The organism is Streptomyces sp. 3N207, from assembly GCF_052246355.1.
Classification (GTDB): Bacteria; Actinomycetota; Actinomycetes; order Streptomycetales; family Streptomycetaceae; genus Streptomyces.
The window spans coordinates 263,560-285,912 of sequence record NZ_JBQQBV010000005.1; the positions used below are offsets into that span (position 1 = coordinate 263,560).

Here is a 22,353-nt window from a genome sequence, read left to right on the forward strand (position 1 = left end):
GGGCGGCCATCGTTCAGGCTCTCGCCGAAACGCCGGCACAACACCGACGGGGAGAGTAGTGATCCGGATTCGTTTCACCACCGCCGACCTCGCCCGTGTCCGGTTCGCGTCTCGACCGGCCCCGCTGCAGGAACTCAACGCGGCCATGAGCACCTTGTGCGGTCACGACGACGCCGTGCTCTTCGACCGCTGGAGACGGCGGCTGTTCCGCGCCCTGCCGGCCGCCGCCGCGCCGTTCGCGGACCTGGTCCCCGCGGGAGAGGCGCCCGCGTTCATCGATGTGTTCAGCGACGACCTCGCGGACGGCCTGGCCACCGTGCGGGCCTCCCGCCCGGAGCTGGTCCGCTCCGAGCTCGAACGCGTCTACGTCAAGCACGCGTCCCCGCCACCGAGCTGGATCCGCCATCTGCACCGAGGCGATGCCGACGCTTGGCAGCTCCTGCACCGCGCACAGCACGCCGCCTTCGAGACGGTGCTGCGCCCCGTATGGCCCCTGATCCAGGACCTGCACCACCAGGAGTTCGTCCGATACGCCGTGGCCACCGCCGAACGCGGCATCGGCGCCTCACTCGCCGGACTCGTACCCGGCAGCCGCCTGGAGGACGGCGTTTGGCACCTGGAGGGGCCCGGCTCGCGGGACATCGAGCTCGGCGGCCGTGGCGTGGTCCTGCTGCCCAGCTTCCACTGGACCGGTCATCCCCTCGTCGCCGAGCTGCCCGACCGCCCGCTGTACGTGACCTACCCGGCAGGCCCTGGTATGCCGCTCTCGCTGGTCGAAGCCGGTCGCTCGGACGAAGCGCTGTCCGGGGTGCTCGGGCGGACCCGCCTGGAGATCCTGCTCCTCCTCGCGGATGAGCACACCACCAGCGGGCTCGCCCGGCGGTTGGGCGTCAGCAACGCCACCGCCTCCGCTCACACCGCCGCGCTGCGCGGAGCGGGACTGATCACCACCGTCCGCGCCGGGCGGGCCGTGCTGCACCGGCGCACCGAACTGGGGAGCCTGCTGGTGCACCGGCGTCGGCTGCCGCCCGGCCGCCGCGGGGAGGGCCACCGGCAGTCCGCACCGGTGACCCCGTAGGGCTCAGCTCGGGTCGGCCGGACGGGACTCGCGGACGGCGCTGCGGGCTGCGGGGTTCTGCGAGGCGACGTGCGCTGTGCCCGCGGTCGCGTGCGGCTCCCCAACGTGAAGGCCGCCCGCCCCGTTGGACGGTTGGGGGAGGGGAGCGGAGAGACGGACTACCAGCGCGGGATGTGCGGCGTGGTCCAGTGGGGGTCGGCGACCCGCATGGCGGCGGCGTCGTCGCGGTCGCGCAGCGTCCCGTCGTCGTCCAGCCAACGCCGGTGCAGCGGGGCGAGCTTGTCGTGGTCGAGCTCGACTCCGAGTCCAGGCGCTTCGGTGACATCGAGGTGACCGTCGCGGAAGGTGAGGCGCTCGGTGATGACGTCCTCGGTCTGCCAGGGGTAGTGGCTGTCGCAGGCGTAGTCCAGGTTCGGCACGGTGGCCGCGACGTGGGTCATCGCGGCGAGGCTGATGCCCAGGTGGGTGTTGGAGTGCATGGACAGGCCGACGCCGAAGGTACGGCAGATCGCGGCAAGTTCCCGGGTGTTGCGCAGCCCGCCCCAGTAGTGGTGGTCGGAGAGGACGACCTGTACCGCGTTCCTGGTGAACGCCTCTCGGATCTCTCCGAAGGTGGTCACACACATATTGGTGGCCAGCGGCACCCCTGCATTCGCGGCAACCTCCGCCATCCGACCGGTGCCGCTGGTCGGGTCCTCCAGATACTCCAGGACGTCCCGCAGCTCCTCCGCCACGTACAGCGAGGTGGGCACGGACCAGGCGCCGTTGGGGTCCAGCCGCAGCGGCCTGCCCGGGAAGCGCTCGGCCAGGGCGCGGACAGCGGCGATCTCCTGGTCGGGTTCGAAGACGCCGCCTTTGAGCTTGAAGGAGGTGAAGCCGTAGGTGTCGGCGAAGCGTTCGGCCTGGGCCACCACACCTGCCGGGTCGGTCGCCGCGCCCCAGCCGTCGGAGGCCCCGCCCGCCCCCTGAGGGTGCTCGGCCCAGCGGTAGAAGAGATACGCGCTGTACTCGACGCGGTCACGTACCTTGCCGCCCAACAGCGCGTGCACCGGCAGGCCCGCCGCCTTGCCCCAGGCGTCCAGGCAGGCGACCTCGAAGCCGGAGAGCACCGAGAGGCGCAGCTTGTCGGCTGTCTGCACGCCGCGCAGCCCGCCGACGTCCACCGAGTTCTCGACCCGGGCGGCGTTCACCGCGACCTCGTCGGCCAGGGCGAAGAGCCCGTTCAGATCGGTGACGCTGTGCCCGACGAGCTTGCCCGCGAGCGGCCGGGCGAGTTCCAGGTACTTGGTGTCGCCGTATGTCTCGCCGATGCCCGTCACCCCGTCCGCGGTGACCACCTCGACGATCAGGCGCGGAGTGTACGGCTGGTGGACGCCCTGGGTGTTCAGCAGCGGCGGATCGGCCACCAGGATCGGCGTGAGCCGCACGTCGCTGATCGTCAGCCGGCGGCTCTGCGGTGTGCGGGGCGGTGTCGGCGTCATCGTGCGGCTCCTACGAATCGAGTCCGGTGGTCAGGAGAGTTCCGAGATCGGCGAGGTCGCGCGGTCCCCGGGCTGGCGAGCGGCCACGTACCGGCCGGTCGCCCACCCACCCGGCCGGGCCGCTGCCTTGACCAGGGATACGGCATAGCCGGGGACGCGGTCGCGAAGCTCGACGAGCGGCACGAAGAAGGCGTTCGCGATCTCGGGGGCGAAGGCGTGCACGGCCGAGGGGCAATGTCCATGTATGGAGATGGAGGCTAGGGATGTGAACGGAGGGCAGTCAATAGGCCGATCACGGTCAGTGCGGGCGGTGGCGTACGTGAAGTGACATCGGTTCGCGCTCCGGTACGACGCGCCGCCGATGGACGCCATCAGAGCCCAAGCAGCAGCGCAGAACACCACTGGCACTGGCTCCAGGGCTGCGCCCCGAAGGGGCGCGGGGAACTGCGCGCCCGGCCGCGACCTAGCCGCAGCCGGCAGGCGCCGGGCAGAGGGCCCTGCCCGGAACAGGCCAGGGCAGGGGCCGGATCCGCCGGGCAAGCCCTCAGTGCGCGGCGGCCCCGGCGTACTTCTTGACGAGCTCGTAGGAGCGAACGCGCTCGCGGAGGTCGTAGACGGGCGTGGTCAGCATGAGTTCGTCCGCCCCGGTCTCGTCGGCGAGTTGGGTGAGGCGGTACACGACGGTCTCGGGCGTTCCGGTGGCCTGCTGGGCACGGAAGGCGGCCAGTGCCTGGCGCTCCTGCGCCGTGAAGGGGTGGGTGGCGGCCTGTTCGGGCGTGGGGAAGGGAATCTCGCTCGCTCCTTTGAGGAGCCCGGCTTTGACGACGTCCATCGGACCGGCTCGCCAGGCGGCTTCTTCCTCCGTCTCGGCACATACCGTCTCCACGCACACCAGAACCCGTGGCTGCTCGCACCAGCGGGACGGTGCGAACGCCGCCCGGTAACGCTCCAGGACCGCGGGGGTGTTGTCCGGCCGGATGTGGTGGGCGACGGCGATCGGCAGGCCGAGCTCCGCGGCGAGCGTGGCGCCTGCGGGGCTGGAGGCCAGCAACCATGGTTCCGGCAGCGGGCCGAGTGCCACTTCGTCGACCAGGAAGGACAGGACCGCGGCTGTATCGTCCCGGTATTCCGCGTCCGTCGTCGGTCCGGCTCCGCGGCGCAGCGCCCGCGCGGTGGCCTCGTCGAAGGTGCCTGGTCCGCGGCCGATGCCCAGGTCGACGCGGTCGGGGTGCAGGGCGGCCAGCGTTCCGAACTGCTCCGCCAGCATGAGCGGCGCGTGGTTGGGAGCCAGCACTCCGCCTGAGCCGAGGCGGATGACCGAGGTCGAAGCGGCAGCGTGGGCGGTCAGCACGACGGGCGGGAACGCGCCGATCGCGGGCGAATGGTGGTGCTCCGCGTACCAGATCCGGTGGTAGCCGAGCCGTTCCAGTTCCTGCGCGAAGGCCGCGGTGTCCCGCAGGGTGTCCACGACCCGGGCGCCCGCTTGGACCACCGCGACTTCCAGCGCCGAAAGAGGTATTTCCACCATGCCCTCAGCATAGAGATCATTCGTTCGACAAGGGGCCGATGATCGACTTCGCAGCTACTGCGCCGGAGCCGCCCGGCCCGGCGAACGGGAGGGACAGCCCCCGGTCGTCAGCGGGCCGTCACCACCTCGCGGGCCAGCCGGAGCAGTTCCGGGAGCGCCGGGTGGGCCGGGGTGCCGTGGCGCCAGGCCAGGCGCAGCAGCACCGGAGGGGCATTGGTCAACGGGCGGTGGGCGATGGAGGGGTGCGTGTGCAGTCGGGGTGTCGACGACGTGGGTTGCCCACCGCCCGGCCTTACCGCGCCCTACCGCGTCTCATCGGGCTGCGGCCTGCGCGGCAGCTCCGTTGCGCATGTGCGCGTTTGCGCAGGGCGAGTTCGGCGAGGGCTCGGGGGGCTTCGACCTGTCCTCGTACACCTGGGAACGCGTTGACGTCGACGATCAGGGGACCGTTGCCGGTATCGATGATGTCGAGGCCGTACACCTCCAGGCAGAAGACCGCACCGACCTTCCGGGCGAGGTCGTACCACCCGTCAGGAAGGTCGCCGGCGGCGAGCGGCACGGCCGGGCCGCGCTCCGCGTCGGCCAGCTCCGAGCGGCGCAGGGCGGCGAAGACCTGCCCGGCAATGACCCACACCTTGTGATCCCAGCCATCGTTCGCCGTGAAGGGCTGCATCACCACCGGTTCGGCAGCCCACCTTGCGCACAGGGCATGCAGATCCTCCGCGTTGTCGACCCGGGCGACGAGGTCTCCGCGCCGACTGTGCCGGCTCTTGATGACGACCGGACGGCCGAAGTGTGCCCCGGCGAGCCGCCCCAGCGCGCCCACGGTACGGGTCCGCGCAAACGGCAGGCCGGCCCGGTGTGCCAACTCGGCCATCTTCGTGCGGTCCTGGCACAGCTCGGTCGCCGCGGCGGAATTCACCACCACCCTGCCCTGCTGCTCCAGAAACCGAGCCAGGGCGAGCGCGCGCGGAGTGCGGGCCTTGAGCAGGTAGACATCGGCAAGTGGATGGCCGAGGGCTTCGGCATACGGAACGGAGCCGTCCACCGTCTCCGGGTCGATCGCGTCCACTTGGTGGTGCGACTTCAGCAGTGCGGTGGCGGCGGCGAGGAGTGGATGGTCCGGCCTGGGAGTGATCAGTCCGACCCTCACCGCAGGTCACCGGCTGTCGCGGGGACCTGTACCGGAACCCGCGCGGCTCCCGCCGAGCCCTCGGACGCGGCCCCGGGGAGGGCCGCCAGCGGCGCCGACGGTTCGGTGCCACCGGTGTGTGCCAGGGCGAGGATCGCTTGGGCCACGCGTGTTGTCGCGTCGGGCACCTGCCGGAAACTCGGGAAGTCGTTCACATCGACGACCACCGGGCCGTCCGGGCCGAGCAGCACGTCCACGCCGTACAGATCGAGTCCGTAGACATTCCCGGTCTCGGCCACGAGATCGGCCACCTCCGCGCTGAGCGGCACACACTGTTCGTGGGCCGACAGTTCGGGGTGCAGCGGGGAACTCCGCTGTGTGGCGAACAGTTCGCCGCCGACGCTGTACACCTTCAGATCCACCCCGGAATTGGGCACATACGGCTGAGCTATCAGCACCCCCTCCCCGGCCAGCTCGCCGCACAGCTGCGGCAGCAGCTCCGGTGAAGCCACCAGCCGCACGGCCCTGCCGGAACTGCCGTCGGCCGGCTTGACGACGAGCGGGAACTCCGTGCCCGGCACCTCCGCGAACAGATCCGCCCGTGCCGCCGTGTAGGTGACCGGCACCGGCAGCCCCCGGCTGCGCCCGACAGCCGAGGCGAGCGCCTTGTCCCGGACGCCCCGAATCGACCGTGCGTCGTTGACCGTGACCAGCCCCGCCGAGGCCGCCGCCTCCAACAGCGTCAGGCCGGGACCGCCGGAAACCGTCTTGAGCACCCAGGCGTCGTGGTTGCCCGCCCGGATGTCCTCCGAGACCCGTACCAGCGAGCTGCCGGGCCGGAGCACGTCCACATCGTGCCCCCAGGCTCTGAGCCGGTGAATCACTTCCTTGGGCATCCCGTCGTAGCGGTACTGCTCCTCCACCAGGAAACAGAGCCTCATGCGTTGCCGCTCCTCTACATTCACCGGACGCCCGGGAAAGCTGTCCGGCGTGCTGCTGACATCCGAACTGCATGATCCAACCCGTTGCCTGGCGGGCCGTCACCGCCCCGCAGCCGGGGCGGCGAGGGCACCACGATGAGGGACGGCGCGCCCGCCGTCTCTCGTGGACGACTCTGACAGGCGCTGATCGCCGACGTTCCTCGGGGGGACATGACGGCAGCACGAGAGCGGTGGCTACTGTGTCGGCAGCGGTCTACGGCGGGATGCAACAGGAGCGGGACATGGGTGATCACGGGACAACAGTGGCACCTGGGGGCAGCGACAAAACTCCGGCGGTCCACTCGCGGCCACCGATGTCAGGGGTACGGAAGGCCCTCGGCTCTCTGCTGTGGGCCGTGGTTCTGCCCGGCTTGATGATTCTGGGTGCGGGGATCGGTCAATGGGCGCTCTGGGTCGGCGTGGTGGTCATGATGGCGGTTGTCGCGGGCGCCGCGTGTCTGATCGGCGGTGTCTGGCACCGTGCGGGTGCCGCGACGCTGGTCGCGTTCGGCGGCTTCGCGCTGATGCTCTTCGCCGGGCCCGCGACGTACGAGATCTACATGAAGACCGTGGGTGACCCGGTCGCTGCCGTGGTGACCGAGGTGACCGACCAGCACAACCGTCGGGGCCCCGACATGTTCTGCACCGTCGAGGAGGTCGGCGGCGACCACAAGAAGTACGAGGTGTCCCAGCAGGAGAACTGCTTCGGTCAGGCCGAGAAGGGCGATCGCGTCGAGATCCGCAAAGATCCGCTCGGCCTGCTCGAACCGCGGCTGCCCGATGGCCCCGACCAGCAGAACACCACGGAGATCACCATCGGCAGCACTGCGGTTCTCGCCGCGCTGACCGCGGCCGGCACGTTCTACGGAGGACAGCGCCGCCGCGAGCGGTAGGCCGTCACGGATAACTGTGCCGTCCAGCCGACGCCTTGGCGGCGACAGGCCGTATGCCGATGCGCGTTCAGCCGTCCGGTGCATCAGCGCGCTCCTGCACAGCTGTCAGGCGCCGGACGGGGGCAGTGCGGCCACTGCCCACTTGGCCCGGGTGGACAGCTTGCTGAGTGCCTTCGCCGACTGCTTGCCGATGGTGTCGAGCAGAAGCCTCGCGTACGTCATCGTGGCGCGCGCGAGTTCGGCATCGCCCGCCTCGACCGCGGCCAGCGTCAGCTCCAGATGCTGCTCCGTGATCAGCCGGCCGAGTCCGCGGCGGTGCCACTGGGACACCGTCTCGTCCTGTCCGGTGCCATCGACGCCGACCGCCGCCCGTGCCCGCTCCAGCGCCCGCCCCGCTGCTGCGAGGTCGCCCTTGCGGCGCTCCAGCCGGGCCAGCACATACGCCTCCGAGGCCCGGCTCCATGCCGTGTCCTGGAGCGAGAGGAGGTTGAACTGGGCGCGGGCCGCCTGGGCGTGGTCGCCGAGGCGTTCCAGTGCCCGGCTCAGCTCCCGGAGCCGGTCCGCGTCCGGGCCCGTGTCGTCCAGCATGCGGATGAGCGCGACCCGGGCGTGCTCGATGCGGCCCTGTCGGCGGGCCAGCTCGATCCAGGTGAACTCGCTCTCCGCGGCCACGTCTCGCCCGTGCCGCTTCGCCTCCTCGGCACGGGCCCATTCCACGCCCCCGGCACTGTTGGTGACCTGCCCGGACGTTGCCGACCGCAGCAGGGTTACGTCCTCGTCCTGACCGTGCAGCGCCACCAGCACCGCGGCCAGCCGCCGCTCCTCGAACCACTCGGTCCGCCAGGCGTCCTCGCGCTCCAGCAGAAACCGCAGCAGCGGCAGATCGCCCTCCCTGCGGTCGTATTGTGCGGCCCGCAGCACGCCCGCCCGCAGCACCGGATCGTCAGCCGCCGCCCGCCATGCGCCGGAATCGCCCGAGCGCAGCCGCGCCAGCACCTCCCGACCCGGCCCGAGGACGACATCGTGCAGAGGCGGCCGGAAGGACTCCTCCAGCTGGTACGCGCACAACTCCCGGGAATTGAGCAAAACGTAGTCCGGATCGGTCCGCCTGGTGGCCGACTCCGACATGACCGCCAGCTCGACCAAGGGCCGGTCCGGCAGCCCCAGACCGCTGAGCAACGCCGCCCGCTGAGCATCCAGTTCCGGGGCGAACTCCTTCCGCGCCTCTTCGTCCCCCGCACGTACTGCTGCGCGCAGCTCCTCCTCGTCCATCTCCGCGGAGACGTCCTCGCACCACCAGGGCAGCCGGACGAGCATCTCCAGCGCCTCGCCCACACTGTCGGCGAGCAGCGAGGCGTACCCGTCGGAGGACGCGTGCAGCACGGCCGTTCCCCCGCACAGGAAGTACGTTCCACCGGTGTCGTCGCCTGCGATCGGCTCCAGCGACGCACCGGACGCCAGGTGCACTCCCTCGACGTGGTACGCCCGGCTCACGTCGAAGTCGAAAGGAAACGCGGCCAGGTCCGCCAGTTCCGGGCGGGTACGCAAGACTTCCAGCACGGGATCGGTCATACGACCGAACCTTAGCGAGGGTTTGAGCAGGTCACAGCGGCAGTCGTACGTGACGACCGCGTCGGGGACCTCCGAGCCCCTTGAGCATGGGAGAAGACAGCACGTGACATCGACTGTGTTTCGTATCGGCGGGGGTCGGGAAGTACGGCGGCTCGGCTTCGGAGCCATGCACTTGGCGACGGAGCCGGGCCCGGCGCGCGAGACCTCCCTCGCGGTCGCCCGGCGAGCCGTCGAGCTGGGCGTCACTCTGATCGACACCGCGTATCTGTACGGCGGGGGAGCCAACGAGGAACTTCTGGCCGAGGCTCTGCATCCCTACCCGGAGGGGCTGCTCGTCACCACCAAGGTCGGGGTCGCCAAGTCGCACCCGTCGGGCGAGTGGAAGCTCGACGGGCGGCCGGCTGTGCTGCGCGATCAGGTCGAGCAGGCTCTGCGCCGACTGCGCGTCGAGCGGATCGAGCTGCTTCAGCTGCACCGTATCGATCCGGAGACGCCGCTCGCCGACCAGCTCGGTACGCTGCGGGACCTGCAGGACGAGGGCAAGATCGGCCGGATCGGGCTGTCGGAGGTGACCGTCGACGAACTCGCCCGGGCCCGGGAGATCATCGACGTCGCCAGCGTGCAGAACCGCTACAACCTGCTCGACCGCGAGCACGAGCCCGTGCTCGCGGCCTGCGAGGCGGCGGGGATCGCCTTCCTGCCGTGGCGCCCGGTCGCCTGGGGGGAGTCGGGGGCCAGGGCCGAGGTCGCCGCCGTGGCAGCAGAGCTCGGCGCCACCCCCACGCAGGTTGCACTGGCGTGGCTGCTCGGCCGCTCGCCGGTGATCCTCCCGATCCCGGGCACTTCCCGGATCGACCACCTGGAGGAGAACCTCGCTGCGGAAGGTCTCCATCTGCTCCGGGCCCACCGCGACCGCCTCGACCGGCTGCCCAACTGACATAGGGCGCTGTCTCCCGGGGAGCGAGGCCCATATCCGGTCGGAGCGCTCCGGGCCTGTCGCGAGCCGCCGCACACAGGCCATGAGCACCCGCCGCTTCCCCGGCCTCCGTACCCGATCCGGGGCGTTCGGGCTGAGGGCCGGAGCCGGGGGCCGGATGCAGGCGTGGCCGAAAGGCGAAGTAAGGTTTGCCTAAGTAGCCATCCCGAGTCCCGGAGCACCCCATGTCGATAAGCCCGAGCGGCAGCAGAAAGCGCGTTGCCGCAGCCGTCGCCCTCCCTCTCGCCGCCGCGCTGGCACTGTCCGCCTGCGGCTCGTCCGGCAGCTCGGGCGGCTCCGGCGGTGGCAAGGGCAAGACGAAGGAGAAGGTGGCGCAGGGCGGAAAGGACTTCGCGGGCGCCGCGAAGAAGACCGCCTCGTTCGGTACCGACGCCAAGCCGGGCGAATTCCCGCGCACCGTCACCCACGCCATGGGCAAGACGGAGCTCAAGAAGCAGCCCAAGCGCGTCGTCGTGCTGGACGTCGGCGAGTTCGACAACGCCGTCTCCCTCGGCGTCAAGCCCGTCGGCCTCGCTCCCACCGAGGGCGACAACGGAATCCCCAGCTACCTCAAGAAGCAGGCGGGCCACCCGAAGAACGTCGGCACCATCAACAACCTCAATCTTGAGGCCATCGCCAAGCTCAAGCCCGATCTGATCCTCGGCAGCCAGCTCCGTGCTGCCGACAAGTACAAGCAGCTTTCGGCCATCGCGCCGACGGTCTTCTCCATCAGGCCCGGCTTCACCTGGAAGGAGAACTTCCTCCTGAACGCTGCGGCTCTCGACCGTACGAAGCAGGCGAAGGCCGAGCTCGGCGCGTACGAGAAGAAGGCGAAGAAGCTCGGCGACGATCTGGGGGACAAGAAGCCCACCATCTCCATGGTCCGCTATATGCCCGGCATGATCCGGCTGTACGCGAAGGCGTCGTTCATCGGCACCATCCTCCAGGACGTCGGCCTGCCCCGGCCCAAGAACCAGCAAGTCAACGATCTCGCGACCGAGATCAGCTCCGAGCGGATGGACGAGGCCGACGCGGACTGGATCTTCACCGGCGCCTACGGCGACCCGAAGGCGACGGACCGCGCCAAGGCCCAGGACAGCCCCCTGTGGAAGAAGCTGCGCGCCGTCAAGGAAGGGCATGCCGAGGACGTGAACGACGAGACCTGGTACCTGGGTCTCGGTGTGACCGCCGCCGACGAGGTCCTCGACGACCTGAGGGGCCACCTCCTCAAGTAGCAAGCCCCGGGCCCCGGCGCTTCATACACCCGGCTCGCCGGACGGACCCGGCAGTCCGTCCGGCGAGCAGATCAGTTGCTCCTCATGTCGACTTCCGGTAGGTCCGGAACGCCTGCGTGGCCAGGAAGCCCATGACGAGGGCTGCCGCTGCGAGGAGTCCCAGGTGCACCCCGACCTTGGTCCAGTCGGTGTGTACGAGCATCGCCTGCCGCGCCGCGACGACCGCCCATTCCACGGGGTTGTACCGGGCAACATCCCCGACCCAGCGCGGAGCGAGGCGGAGGTCCATCACCGCTGAGCTCAGGAACATCAGCGGCAGCGTGGTGAACTGGGAAATTGCGATCAGCGTCGCCTGCTGACGGGTCAGCAGGGCGACGGCGTTGGACAGCGCCGAGAAGATCAGCGTGAGCAGCACCGCGGCCGACACCGTGACGCCGAGTCCCGCAACGCCTCCGGGGAAACGGGCCCCGGCGGCCAACGCGATGACCACGATGGCCAGGCTCTGGATGACGGTCTGGACCGCCTGGTAGGCCATGGTCGCGCACATCATGGCCCCTCGACCGGCAGGGGAGGTGAGCAGCCGGTCCATCACGCCGCGGTCGATGTCCTGCAAGTAGGTCGTCCCTGCCCACGCACTCGCGAACAGCGCGGTCATCATCACCACGCCCGGTGTGAGGAACTGCAGGAAACCGCTGCTGCCGTACGCGAATCCGGGCAGATTCGCGACCGAGCGGAAGAGCTGCCCGAACAACATCAGCCAGATCACCGGCTGCACGAGCCCGATGACGAGGAAGGTGGGCATGCGCCACAGGGTGCGCAGCAGACGGCCGGTGAGGAACGCGGAGTGCCTGACGGCGGTCAACGGACGCGGACCGATCGATACTTCGTGTGCGGTGCTCACTTGGCCACCTCCGCCGGCGTGTTCGGCTGCTCGTCCGCGGCGGCCTCGAGGCTGCGGCCGGTGTGCCGGAGGTAGACATCGTCGAGCGAAGGCCGGGAGAGCGTCGCGGAGGTCACGACGATTCCGGCTTCGTCGAGTGCGGCCAGCACAGGTGGCAACGCCCGTGCGCCGTCATCGGTACGGCCGCGGACCGTGCAGCCGTCGATGGTGATCTCGCGTAGCTCCGGCACCCGTCGCAGCACCGCTCGGGCTCTGCTGTCGGCCTCGGTGAGCTCGACATGCACAGCATCGCCGCGCAGTTCGCTCTTGAGTTCCTCCGGGGCGCCCGCAGCGACCACTGTCCCGTGGTCGACGATCGCGAGCCGGTCCGCGAGGTGGTCGGCCTCATCGAGGTAGTGCGTGGTGAGGAGCACCGTCATCTGCTCGTCGGCAGCCATCCTGGCGATCTCGTGCCACATCTCGCTCCGGGCCTGCGGGTCGAGACCCGTCGTCGGCTCGTCGAGGAAGAGCACCTGCGGACGATGCATCAGCCCCAATGCAACGTCCAGCTTGCGCGCCATGCCGCCGGAGTACGTGCCCACCCGCCGGTTCGCGGCATCGGCCAGCCCGAACCGGTCGACGAGCTCACGAGCCCGCGCCTTGGCGTCGCGGCGTGACATCCCCTGGAGACGGCCCGCGAGCAGCAGGTTCTCGGTCGCGGTACCCATCGGGTCCGTGCCGGGCTTCTGGGCCACGAACCCGATGGCCTGGCGCACCCTGTCCGGGTCCGCCGTGACGTCGAGGCCGGCGACGCGTGCCGATCCCGAGTCGGCGACCGAAAGCGTGGAGAGAATCTTCACCGTGGTCGATTTGCCTGCCCCGTTCGGGCCGAGCAGCCCGAAGACGGTCCCCTGCGCAGCGGAGAAGCTCAGCCCCCGCAACGCTGTGACCGGGGTCTTCTTCCTGCCTGCCGAGTAGGTCTTGACAAGATCAACGGCTTCCAGAGCCGTGTCTGAACGCGGAAACGCAGCCATCGCCGCACACCCCTGTCAGAAGCTGGTGTGACTCCCACCTTCCTGATGTCACCGGACACAAGGAGGCTGAATGGCGAGGGCTGAACCCTACGGTGAGATGTCGCAGCAGACGTTAACAAGGCGCGCAGGCAGCAGCAACGAGACGAGGAGCGGGGGAGCGGGGCGCTCTCGGTTGCCGCCGATGTGGTCGGCGGAACCGCCCGCGCTGCTGCCTGGACCGTGTGAGTGCGGAGGCGGCGGCCCACGGCGCCGGCGCCTTCCGCGACCGCCGTGGGCAGCGGCAAAGTGATGGTCACCGGGCTTCATCCGTGCGGCGTACCGGAGGCGCAACCGCCTTGCGGCGCGGCTTCGGCGAACAGCCGGCGATAGAAGGGGCCGAGGCCCTCGGGGACGGCCAGAGCCTGGAACGCCCTCTCCGCGGGCAGGAGTCGGCGGTGGGCCATCTCGAAGCGTGGGTCCCATGGAGCCAGCCGCACCTCGGCTCGCCACATCGACCGGACCAGTACCAGCCCCTCCTCCGGACCGCGTACGCACACGCCCCGGCTGAATCCGAGGAGTCGGCAATCCGTCACCACGGCACAGGCTTCCTCTTGGACCTCGCGGCGCATCGTGTCGACCCACTGCTCATGCTGCTCGGGGCGGCCTGCGGGCAGGCCCCACCGCACCCCCTCTCTGCTGACCATGACGACCCGACCGTCGGCTACGCACACCGCCTCCGCGCCGTGCGGCGTACCCGAGGGTGGGTCAGGGGGCGGATGCCAGGCAACATGCCATATCTGACCGTTGATCACTGCGGGGAACTCGATGCCGTTCCCGGCGATGTCGTCCATGGGGTCGCTCCAGCGAAATGGATCCAGCGGCTTCCTGTGCCCTCGGTGACCTTCTTCCCCGTTGGCGTCTTTCCCGTTGGAGTCTTCCCCGGTCACCTTCGGCCGCAGCCGCAAGACAGGGAAGGCCGACTCGACGGGTCAGGGGTGAGGGGTCCCTGCCCGGCGCCGCGTCAACGGTCCACGTCACCTCAGCCGGCTCAGCAACCACCTCGGCGTTCTGGACGGCCCGCTGCCCCCCCCGCGGCCACTGCCGTACCGGCAGTGGCCGGAGCTTCCATCAGCGGTCGGGGTGGGTCAGCTCTTGCCGGCTGCGTTCCAGGTCATCCCCCAGCCGTATTCCAGATCCACGGCCTGCTGCTTCATGATGCCGGGCGGCAGCACGATGTACTTCGCCTCCCGCCGGACGATCAGTTCCCCGCCCACGTTCTCGATCAGTGCGACCGCGGCGACCGGCGCTTGAACGGTGCACTCGTCCAGGTGCATCTCGATCGGCGGCCCGACCGGCGGATACAGCGTGGCAACCCCGTCCAGGCCCGCGAAGCTCGACGCCCCGGCGTAGATGACCACGAACACAAGGAGGCGCTTGATCTCGGCCGTGTGATCAAGGTTGACCACCAGGTTCTCACCGGCCGCACTCGAACCGGTCCGGTCGTCCTGGTCCAGCCGGATGTAGGGCGGCTGATCGAACGAGCCGAACTTGTTGTTGATGGGGTGGATGATCCCCTTGTCGCCGTTCTGCAGCTCCCAGAGACAGGAGAGGTCGAGGTCGACGTTCTCCAGCCGGACGGCGCCCTTACCCTTCATCATCCAGCCACGCGACGGCTTGCGAGCGCTCCACGTGAGATTGACCCGCATGGCTCCTGAGGTGGCGCCCTGCTTGGTCAGCGACACGGCGGGCGCCGCCTTCGTCAGCGTGACCTTCGTCAGCCGTACGGGCTGCGCCGGGGCCGCCGCAGGCACAGGCGCAGCCGGAGGCGGCGGGGGCGCGGCCTGCTGCGCGGGCATGGGCGGGGGCGGCGGAGGCGCGGCGTGCTGCGCGGGCGGGGGCGGCGGAGGTGCCGCCTGCTGCGTGGGCGCGGGCGGCGGAGGTGCGGCCTGCTGGGCCGGTGCAGGCGCGGCGGGCTCCTCGACGGTGATACCGAAATCGGTGGCGAGCCCTTCCAAGCCGGTGGAGTACCCCTGGCCCACCGCCCGGAACTTCCACGCGTCGTTCCGCCGATACAGCTCCCCGAGCACGAAGGCCGTCTCCGAGGTGGCATCTGAGGCGTCGAACCGCGCCGTCTCTGCGCCGCTCTCCGCGTCCAGCACGCGCACGAAAAGGCCGGGCACCTGACCGAACGTGCCGTCGGTGGAAGCCGCGACCACCACGGTCCCGATCTCCTGCTCCACCGCGGACAGGTCCACCACGATCGTCTCGAGTACGCCGGTGCCTTCCTGGCGCTTGCCCTCGTGACGCACCGCACCACCGCGATGCACCGGCTGGTTGTAGAACACGAAGTCGTCGTCCGACCGCACCTTGCCGGTCGCCGTCAGCAACAACGCCGACGCATCCACATCGGGCGCCCCCGGCCCTCCTTGCCAACCCAACTCCACCCGGATCCTGTTAGCCGGCACCGGTACGTTGGCACCCTTTTGCAATGACATCCAGCTCTTCCCCTCCGTGCCTTCCAGTCCAGGCAGCTTAGGTGTTCGGATCACACTCAGCACATGCCGGTCCGGCAATGGCGCGACCCGCTCCCACAGGTCGGTCCCGACCACGACTCCGTCAGCCGCCGAGGTCGCGTCCTGTCCTTTCCGGAGGACGGGAGCGTCAGGGCCCCGGTTGCGCCGGGGCGGATCGGATCTGGTCGCTGAACGCGAGGCGCCTCGGCCCTTGGGCATTACCACCAACCGACCGTCCCGCACGGCCGTTGCCATTGAGATCGGCACGCGGCAGCCCGCCAAAAGCGTTTGACGCCCGTCGGTATCCGGCGATCGGATGGCGCCCCATGAGCACAGGGCAGCTGCATCCCGGCCGGCACCCCGTCGACGGCGAGCTCGTACGGCGGCTGATCGCCGGGCAGTTCCCGCAGTGGGCGGGGCTGGCGGTGGAGCGGTTCCCGTCCGGCGGCACGGTCAACGCCATGTACCGGCTGGGCGAGGACATGGTCGTACGGCTGCCACTGGTGCAGGGCGGAGCCGGGGACGTATCGACGGAGCAGGAGTGGCTGCCCCGTCTCGCATCCCGGCTGCCTACGGCCATCCCCGAGGTGCTCGGGGCCGGTGAGCCCGCCGAAGGATATCCGTGGCCTTGGTCGGTGCACCGGTGGCTGGCGGGGGAGAACCCCGAGGCGGGTGCGCTGAGCGAGCCCGTGCTGCTGGCCGGGGATCTGGCCGAGTTCGTGGCGGCGATGCGGAGCATCACGCTGCCGGGGGCACCGGTGGCCCACCGCGGTGGGCCCGTCGCCTCGCTCGACGCGGAGACCCGGGCGGCGATCGAGCAACTGCGGGCTGTCCCGCAGGAGGGTGTCGACTGCGACGCCGCGGCTGCCGTATGGGAGGACGCGCTGCGAGCCCCGGACTGGGACGGGCCGCCGGTGTGGCTCCACGCCGATCTGATGCCGGGCAATCTGCTGGTGGAGGGCGGCAGGCTCACCTCGGTGATCGACTTCGGCTGCATGGGAGTGGGCGATCCGGCCTGCGATCTGTTCCCCGTATGGAATCTGCTGCCGTCCGGTGCGCGGGAGATCTTCCGCGAAGCGCTCGCCGTGGACGATGCGACGTGGAACCGCGGCCGGGCGCGGACCCTCTCGCAGGCGCTGATCGCGCTGCCGCACTACCGCAGCACCAACCCGGCGATGGCGCGCAACGCCCGGCACGTGATCCGGGCAGTGCTTGGCGAGGGCTGACACGAACGCCCCATAAGTCACCGGTCTCGGCGCCCGGGAGATCCGCGCCCTCAGCCACGCCCTGGAGATCATCACCGCTGCCGCCGAGCAGCTGTTGCCGCGGCAGTGACCGGTTACGCCCCGGGCGCGAGCCGTTCGCGGATTTCCTGTGCTGCCCGTCGGGCCTGCGCGCCGAGTTGGGCGAAGCGGGATTCGGGGACGCGGTCCCGCGGGCCCCAGACGCTGACGACGGCGATGGGGTGGTCGCCTGCGTCGAGGACGGGAGCGGCGACCCCGTACAGCTGGGGTTCGAGTTCGCCGACGCTGACGCTGTAGCCCTGGGCGCGGACCTCGGCGAGTTCGGCGTGCAGGGCCTTCCGGTCGGTGCGGGTCGTCTCGGTGTACTCGGCCAGCGGTCCGGAGAGCAGCGCTTCGACCTCTCCAGGCGTCTGCCAGGCCAGCAGCGCCTTGCCTGCCGAGGTGGCGTGGATCGGCACCTGCCGGCCGAGCCAGCGCGCGCTGAGCACTGCGGGCGGGACCACCTCGTCGACGTAGGTGAGGCCGAGCCGCCGGGCCACCGCCAGGTTCGCGGTCTCACCGGTTTCCCGGCACAGTCGCTCCAGCACGTCGTGGGAGCGGCGGATCAGTCCCTCCACGCTCGCCGTCGAAGCCAGGCGGCTGACCGCGGAACCGATGGTGTAACGGTTGGCCACCGGGTCGCGCTCGACCATCGCGTGATGTTCCAGGGTGGCCAGCAGCCGCCAGGCCGTGGCCCGGTTCAGCCCGCACTCGGCGGCGAGTTCGGCGGCGGGACGGCCCTCGGGGGCGCTCGCCGAGACGGCGTTGAGCAGGGCGATGGCCCGCTCCAGTGCCTGTACCCGGCCCACGCGCTGCCGCGTTCCGCCCTGCTCTTCCAAGGAGTCCAGGGCGTCCAAGGAGTCCGGGGCGTGCGCCGCGTCCATTTCCGTTGCCTCCGCTCTCTTCGTCCGCTCCGCGAAGCGTAGTCGTCCACCTCGCGCGACTCGTACGGCTCGTACGGGCGCTCGCGGCCCCTTGACGCGCCGAAACGCCCACTCGTAGCGTCGCACATTACGAACGCACGCCGCACATTATGAACCGGCGCGGCGACTACCGAACCGTGATCACAGGGTGGGCAGATGGCAGAGAACCCGGCACGCGTGGTCACCCCGTACGAGGGGACGGGGCACCGGCCATGGGACGACGCAGCTCCCGTACCGACGCCGCTGGAGCTGCACAGCACTCCGGTGCGGCCGGAGTGGGTGGACTACAACGGGCACATGAGCGAGTCGTGCTATCTGCTCGTCTTCGGCGACAACTCAGACGCTTTCTTCCGCTACCTCGGCATCGATGAGGAGTACCGGGCGAACGGCGGGTCGCTCTACACCGTCGAGACGCATCTGCACAACAGGCGCGAGGTGGCGGAGGGCGAACCGCTCCGGCTCACCCTGCGGTTGCTCGACCACGACACCAAGCGTGTGCACCTCTTCCACGAGATGCGGCACGGCGCCGACGGCACCCTGCTGGCCACAGTCGAACAGATGCTGCTGCACGTCGACACGGAGCATGCCCGCGCCTGTCCGCTCCCCGGCGAACTGCTGCGCCGGCTCGGCGCGATCCAGACCGCGCACGACGTACTGCCCGTGCCCGAAGCGGTCGGCAAGCCCATGGGCATACCCGGCCACCGCAGCCGGGCCGGCCGACGGACCAGGACCAGGTGAGGAGAGGACGAGCATGGATTTCGAGCTCACCGACGAGCAGCGCCTGATCGTCGAGACCGTCGGCAAGTTCGTGAGGACCGAACTGGATCCGCACGCCGACGAGGTCGAACGGCTCGACGACGTGCCGCCCGAACTGGCCCGCGGCATCCGCGAGAAGGCGATCACCGCCGGGCTGTACGCGGCGAACATGCCGGAGGAGATCGGCGGCGGCGGACTCGACGCCGTCAGCATGACCCTCGTCGAGCGCGAACTGGGAAAGACCAGCTTCGCCCTCCAGATGCTCGTCGCCCGCCCCAGCAACATCCTCGAAGCCTGCGAGGGCGAGCAGCGCACCCGCTACCTCCTCCCCGCGGTCCGCGGGGAGCGGCACGACTGCCTCGCCATGACCGAGCCGGGCGCCGGCTCCGACGTGCGCTCGATGCGGACCCGGGCCGTACGCGAAAGCAGCGGCGACGGCGGCGCTGAGGCGTACGTACTGAACGGCACCAAGCACTTCATCTCGCACGCCGACATGGCCGACTTCGCCATCGTGTTCGCGGCCACCGGAACCGAGGAGACCGCACGCGGCACCAAGAACCTCATCACCGCCTTCCTGGTGGACCTGGACGCGCCCGGCGTCGAGGTGCGGCGCGGCCCGGGATGTGTATCGCACCGCGGCTACCATCAGTGCGAACTCACCTTCACCGACGTCCGGCTCCCGGCCGGGCAGCGGCTGGGCGAGGAGGGCCGCGGCTTCGCGCTGATGGGGGAGTGGCTCGGCGCCAGCCGTCTCCAGGTCGCCGCCACCAGCATCGGCCGCGCCCGCCGGGTCCTCGACCTCACCCTCGACTGGGCCGCCGAACGCGAGCAGTTCGGGCAGCCCATCGGCAGGTTCCAGGGCATCGGCTTCCCGCTCGCCGACATGGCCACCGAGCTGGAGGCCGCCGAACTGCTGACCCTGCGCGCGGCCTGGAAGCAGGACCGGGGCACCATGACCGACCGCGACGCGGCGATGGCCAAGCTGTACGCCTCCGAGGCCCTTGGCCGCATCACCGACCAGGCGCTCCAGACCTTCGGCGGCATGGGACTCATGGCCGAGCTGCCCATCGAACGCTACTGGCGCGACGCCCGCGTCGAGCGCATCTGGGACGGCACCAGCGAGATCCAGCGGCACATCATCTCCCGCTCCCTGCTGCGTCCACTGGGCGCCTGATGGCGGCGGGCGCCCACTCCCTGAAGCGCCTGCTGGCGCCCCGGCAAACCGCCGTCTACGGCGGCGAGTCGGCGGCCCAGGTGGTACGCCAGTGCCGCGCCGTCGGATACGAGGGCGAGCTGTGGCCCGTCCACCCGCGGCGCGCGCACATCGAGGGCCTGCCGTGCTACCGCAGCACGGCCGAGCTCCCCGCAGCGCCGGACGCCGCGTTCCTCGCCGTGCCGGCGCAGACCACAGTGGAAATCCTCGCGGAACTCGCCGGACGCGGCGCGGGAGGAGCCGTGTGCCACGCGTCCGGCTTCGCCGAGGACGGGCCCGACGGCGCCGCACTGGAGGACGCGCTGCGTGCCGCCGCCGGTGACATGCCGGTGATCGGCCCCAACTGCATCGGCGTCCTCAACTACCTGGACGGCACGGCGCTCTGGGCCGACCAGCAGGGCGGCGCGCGTACGGACAGCGGCGTCGCCGTCATCACCCAGAGCGGCAACATCGGCCAGAACCTCACCATGCAGCGCCGTGCCCTCCCGCTCGCCTACCTGATCACCGCGGGGAACGGCGCGGTCACCGGAACACCGCAGCTGATCGAGGCGCTGCTGGAGGACCCGCGGGTGACCGCCATCGGGCTGCATCTGGAAGGGATCGCCGACGCCGCCGGGTTCGCCCGCGCCGCGCTGTCCGCACTGCGGCGCGGAGTGCCCGTCGTGGCGCTGAAGACGGGCAGTTCCGAGCTGGGTGCGCAGACCACCATGAGCCACACCAGCTCCCTCGCCGGGTCGGATGTGCTGTGCGACGCACTGTTTCGGCGTACCGGCGTCGCGCGGGTGGCGGAGCTCGGCACCTTCGTGGAGACGCTGAAGCTGCTGCACGTCCACGGACCGCTGACCGGCGGCCCCGACCCGGCGGGACACGCCCGGATCACCTCGGCCAGCTGCTCGGGCGGCGAGGCAGCCTTGCTGGCCGACACCGCGCAGCGGCACGGCGTCGAACTCCCGCCGCTCCCGGAGCAGTCGGCGGTACGGCTGCGCGAGGTGCTGGGCGCGCAGGTGCACATACGCAACCCGCTCGACTACCACACCTACATCTGGGGCGACTTCCCCGCGCAGCGGGAGTGTTTCACCGCCCTCCTCGGCGCGGGCTGCGACATGAACCTGCTGTTGCTCGACATACCACGCGCCGACCGGTGCGAGGGCGACGCCTGGACCACCGCGCTGGACGCCTACGCGGCGGCCCAGCACCGCACCGGCGCCCCGGCATGCGTCGTCGGCTCGCTGCCCGAGGGCGTACCCGAAGCGGTCGCGCAACAGCTGCTGTCGGAAGGCATCGCCCCTCTTCAGGGGCTGGCCGACGGTGTACGGGCCATCGCCGCGGCCCACCGGATAGGCGCCGCCCAGCGTGCGGCCGACCGAGTGCTGTTGCCGCACGGCCCGGGAGGTGGGCGGGCCATCCGCGGAGACGAGGTGCTGGACGAGTACGCCGGGAAGCGGGAGCTGGCCGGGTACGGCCTGCGTATCCCGGACAGCGCCGTGACGGCACCCGGCGACGCCGCGCAGGCCGCCCACGGCCTGGGCTTTCCCGTCGTCGCCAAGGCCCTCGCCACCGACCTGGCGCACAAGAGCGACGTGGGCGGCGTGCGCCTGGGACTGTCCGGCGGGACGGCGGTGGAGGAGGCCGTCTCGGCCATGGCCGGGCTCGCCGACAGATTCCTGATCGAACGGATGGTGCCGGACGCAGTCGCCGAACTCCTCGTCGGGGTGCACCACGATCCGACGTTCGGCCCCGCGCTGACCCTGGGAGCGGGCGGCGTACTGGTGGAACTGGTCCGGGACACCGCCACTTTGCTGCTTCCCGCCACCGGCGAGGAGATCGAGGCCGCCCTCTCTTCGCTGCGCGTATGGCCGCTGCTACGCGGCTTCCGGGGGCGCCCGGCGGGCGACGTACGCGCCACCGTCGACGCGGTCCAGGCCGTCGCCGCCTACGTGCAGGACCACCCCGAGGTGACCGAACTGGACGTCAACCCGCTGCTGGTATTGCCCGCGGGGCGGGGCGCTGTCGCCGCGGACGTACTGATCAGACGTCTCGCGCCACACGGGAACGACGGGAACGACGGGATCGACGGCAACGACCGAGAGGAACACCATGGACCCCGTACGGCTGGACGTACACGACGGCGTACTGGTGATCACGCTGGACCGGCCCAAGGCCAACGCCGTTGACGCCGCCACGAGCCACGCCCTGTACGCGGCCTTCGACCGGCTGCGAACGGACGGCACGCTGCGCTCCGCGGTGGTCACCGGGGCGGGGGAGCGGTTCTTCTCCGCGGGCTGGGATCTGAAGGCCGCCGCGGAGGGCGAGGCCATCGAAGCCGACCACGGGCCCGGCGGGTTCGCGGGGCTGACCGAGCTGTTCGACCTGGACAAACCCGTGATCGCCGCGGTGAACGGGCTCGCGCTGGGCGGCGGATTCGAACTCGCCCTCGCCGCCGATCTGATCGTCGCCGAACCACATGCGGAGTTCGCCCTCCCCGAGGTGAAGGTCGGCATGATCGCCGACTCCGGCGGCGTCCTGCGGCTCCCTCGCAGGCTGCCGCGTGCCGTGGCGACGGAGCTGCTGCTGACCGGCCGGCGGCTGGGCGCGGCGGAGGCAGCCCGGTGGGGCCTGGTGAACCGGATCGCCGAGCGACCGCACACCGCCCTGGAGAGGGCCATCGACCTGGCACACACCATCGGGGAGGGCGCGCCCCTGGCCGTGGCGGCCGTGAAGGAAGTACTCCGCGCGACGGAGCAGTTGGCGGTCGAGGACGCCTACGCCCTGCTGCGCGATACACACCTGCCCCGCTACCGCTCCATGCTGACCTCCGCCGATGCCCAGGAGGGCCCCCGCGCCTTCGCGGAGAAGCGCGCACCGCGCTGGACGGGGACCTGAGCACGGGCGGCGTG

19 protein-coding genes and 1 pseudogene are annotated in these 22,353 nt (G+C 70.7%); 9 read left to right on the forward strand and 11 right to left on the reverse strand.

Annotation, left to right across the window (positions count from 1 at the left end; genetic code table 11):
• Positions 1-58: 58 nt before the first annotated feature.
• Positions 59-1,078 (forward strand): ArsR/SmtB family transcription factor, encoded by a 1,020-nt coding sequence (locus ACTWP9_RS10760; RefSeq protein WP_443245813.1) that lies wholly within the window; start codon positions 59-61, stop codon positions 1,076-1,078.
• Positions 1,079-1,236: 158 nt separating this feature from the next.
• Here the strand turns inward: ACTWP9_RS10760 and ACTWP9_RS10765 are convergent, their stop codons facing one another.
• The 5 genes and pseudogenes from ACTWP9_RS10765 to ACTWP9_RS10785 form a co-directional block, all read right to left on the reverse strand.
• Positions 1,237-2,559, reverse strand: a complete 1,323-nt coding sequence (locus tag ACTWP9_RS10765; RefSeq protein WP_443245814.1) for a glucarate dehydratase family protein — start codon at positions 2,557-2,559, stop codon at positions 1,237-1,239.
• 10 nt (positions 2,560-2,569) lie between these two features.
• Positions 2,570-2,787: pseudogene (locus ACTWP9_RS10770) on the reverse strand (5-dehydro-4-deoxyglucarate dehydratase); the annotation flags it as partial.
• 316 nt (positions 2,788-3,103) lie between these two features.
• A complete protein-coding gene (locus ACTWP9_RS10775) occupies positions 3,104-4,087 on the reverse strand; it encodes an LLM class flavin-dependent oxidoreductase (protein ID WP_443245815.1) in 984 nt (327 codons plus the stop codon).
• 292 nt (positions 4,088-4,379) lie between these two features.
• Positions 4,380-5,240 (reverse strand): ATP-grasp domain-containing protein, encoded by an 861-nt coding sequence (locus ACTWP9_RS10780; protein WP_443245816.1) that lies wholly within the window; start codon positions 5,238-5,240, stop codon positions 4,380-4,382.
• Positions 5,237-6,160, reverse strand: a complete 924-nt coding sequence (locus tag ACTWP9_RS10785; protein ID WP_443245817.1) for an ATP-grasp domain-containing protein — start codon at positions 6,158-6,160, stop codon at positions 5,237-5,239. The genes ACTWP9_RS10780 and ACTWP9_RS10785 overlap by 4 nt, the downstream gene beginning before the upstream one ends.
• A gap of 353 nt (positions 6,161-6,513) precedes the next feature.
• Here ACTWP9_RS10785 and ACTWP9_RS10790 point away from each other — a divergent pair, with 353 nt between their 5' ends.
• Positions 6,514-7,092, forward strand: coding sequence for a hypothetical protein (locus ACTWP9_RS10790; protein ID WP_443245818.1), 579 nt, complete (start codon positions 6,514-6,516; stop codon positions 7,090-7,092).
• 105 nt (positions 7,093-7,197) lie between these two features.
• Here ACTWP9_RS10790 and ACTWP9_RS10795 read toward each other — a convergent pair whose 3' ends face one another.
• Positions 7,198-8,664: a hypothetical protein gene (locus ACTWP9_RS10795; RefSeq protein ID WP_443245819.1), complete on the reverse strand. Its 1,467-nt coding sequence runs from the start codon at positions 8,662-8,664 to the stop codon at positions 7,198-7,200.
• Between the two features lie 103 nt (positions 8,665-8,767).
• Between ACTWP9_RS10795 and ACTWP9_RS10800 the strand changes: the two genes are divergently transcribed.
• Positions 8,768-9,601, forward strand: coding sequence for an aldo/keto reductase (locus tag ACTWP9_RS10800; protein WP_443245820.1), 834 nt, complete (start codon positions 8,768-8,770; stop codon positions 9,599-9,601).
• A gap of 224 nt (positions 9,602-9,825) precedes the next feature.
• Positions 9,826-10,875 carry an ABC transporter substrate-binding protein gene (locus ACTWP9_RS10805; RefSeq protein ID WP_443245821.1) on the forward strand — a complete coding sequence of 350 codons (1,050 nt, stop codon included), beginning with the start codon at positions 9,826-9,828 and terminating at the stop codon, positions 10,873-10,875.
• Between the two features lie 82 nt (positions 10,876-10,957).
• Here the strand turns inward: ACTWP9_RS10805 and ACTWP9_RS10810 are convergent, their stop codons facing one another.
• The 4 genes from ACTWP9_RS10810 to ACTWP9_RS10825 form a co-directional block, all read right to left on the reverse strand.
• Positions 10,958-11,776 (reverse strand): ABC transporter permease, encoded by an 819-nt coding sequence (locus tag ACTWP9_RS10810; RefSeq protein WP_443245822.1) that lies wholly within the window; start codon positions 11,774-11,776, stop codon positions 10,958-10,960.
• Positions 11,773-12,789 (reverse strand): ATP-binding cassette domain-containing protein, encoded by a 1,017-nt coding sequence (locus tag ACTWP9_RS10815; protein ID WP_443245823.1) that lies wholly within the window; start codon positions 12,787-12,789, stop codon positions 11,773-11,775. The genes ACTWP9_RS10810 and ACTWP9_RS10815 overlap by 4 nt, the downstream gene beginning before the upstream one ends.
• A 302-nt stretch (positions 12,790-13,091) precedes the next feature.
• Complete coding sequence (locus ACTWP9_RS10820) at positions 13,092-13,619, reverse strand: NUDIX hydrolase (RefSeq protein WP_443245824.1); 528 nt, start codon at positions 13,617-13,619, stop codon at positions 13,092-13,094.
• A 294-nt stretch (positions 13,620-13,913) separates the two neighbouring features.
• Positions 13,914-15,263, reverse strand: a complete 1,350-nt coding sequence (locus ACTWP9_RS10825; protein WP_443245825.1) for a TerD family protein — start codon at positions 15,261-15,263, stop codon at positions 13,914-13,916.
• Positions 15,264-15,607: 344 nt separating this feature from the next.
• Between ACTWP9_RS10825 and ACTWP9_RS10830 the strand changes: the two genes are divergently transcribed.
• On the forward strand, positions 15,608-16,507 hold the full coding sequence (locus ACTWP9_RS10830) for an aminoglycoside phosphotransferase family protein (RefSeq protein ID WP_443245826.1): 900 nt from the start codon (positions 15,608-15,610) through the stop codon (positions 16,505-16,507).
• A gap of 113 nt (positions 16,508-16,620) precedes the next feature.
• Here ACTWP9_RS10830 and ACTWP9_RS10835 read toward each other — a convergent pair whose 3' ends face one another.
• A complete protein-coding gene (locus ACTWP9_RS10835; protein ID WP_443245827.1) occupies positions 16,621-17,448 on the reverse strand; it encodes an IclR family transcriptional regulator in 828 nt (275 codons plus the stop codon).
• A gap of 195 nt (positions 17,449-17,643) precedes the next feature.
• On the opposite strand from ACTWP9_RS10835, the gene ACTWP9_RS10840 reads away from it, so the two are divergent.
• The 4 genes from ACTWP9_RS10840 to ACTWP9_RS10855 are packed head-to-tail and all read left to right on the forward strand — an operon-like array spanning position 17,644 to position 22,339.
• Entirely contained in the window at positions 17,644-18,225 is a 582-nt protein-coding gene (locus ACTWP9_RS10840; protein ID WP_443245828.1) for a thioesterase family protein, read from the forward strand.
• 13 nt (positions 18,226-18,238) lie between these two features.
• The gene (locus tag ACTWP9_RS10845) at positions 18,239-19,417 is read left to right on the forward strand and encodes an acyl-CoA dehydrogenase family protein (RefSeq protein ID WP_443245829.1); all 1,179 of its coding nucleotides are present in this window, start codon (positions 18,239-18,241) and stop codon (positions 19,415-19,417) included.
• Positions 19,417-21,630, forward strand: a complete 2,214-nt coding sequence (locus ACTWP9_RS10850) for an acetate--CoA ligase family protein (RefSeq protein ID WP_443245830.1) — start codon at positions 19,417-19,419, stop codon at positions 21,628-21,630. The genes ACTWP9_RS10845 and ACTWP9_RS10850 overlap by 1 nt, the downstream gene beginning before the upstream one ends.
• The gene (locus ACTWP9_RS10855; RefSeq protein ID WP_443245831.1) at positions 21,554-22,339 is read left to right on the forward strand and encodes an enoyl-CoA hydratase-related protein; all 786 of its coding nucleotides are present in this window, start codon (positions 21,554-21,556) and stop codon (positions 22,337-22,339) included. The genes ACTWP9_RS10850 and ACTWP9_RS10855 overlap by 77 nt, the downstream gene beginning before the upstream one ends.
• Positions 22,340-22,353: the final 14 nt, after the last annotated feature.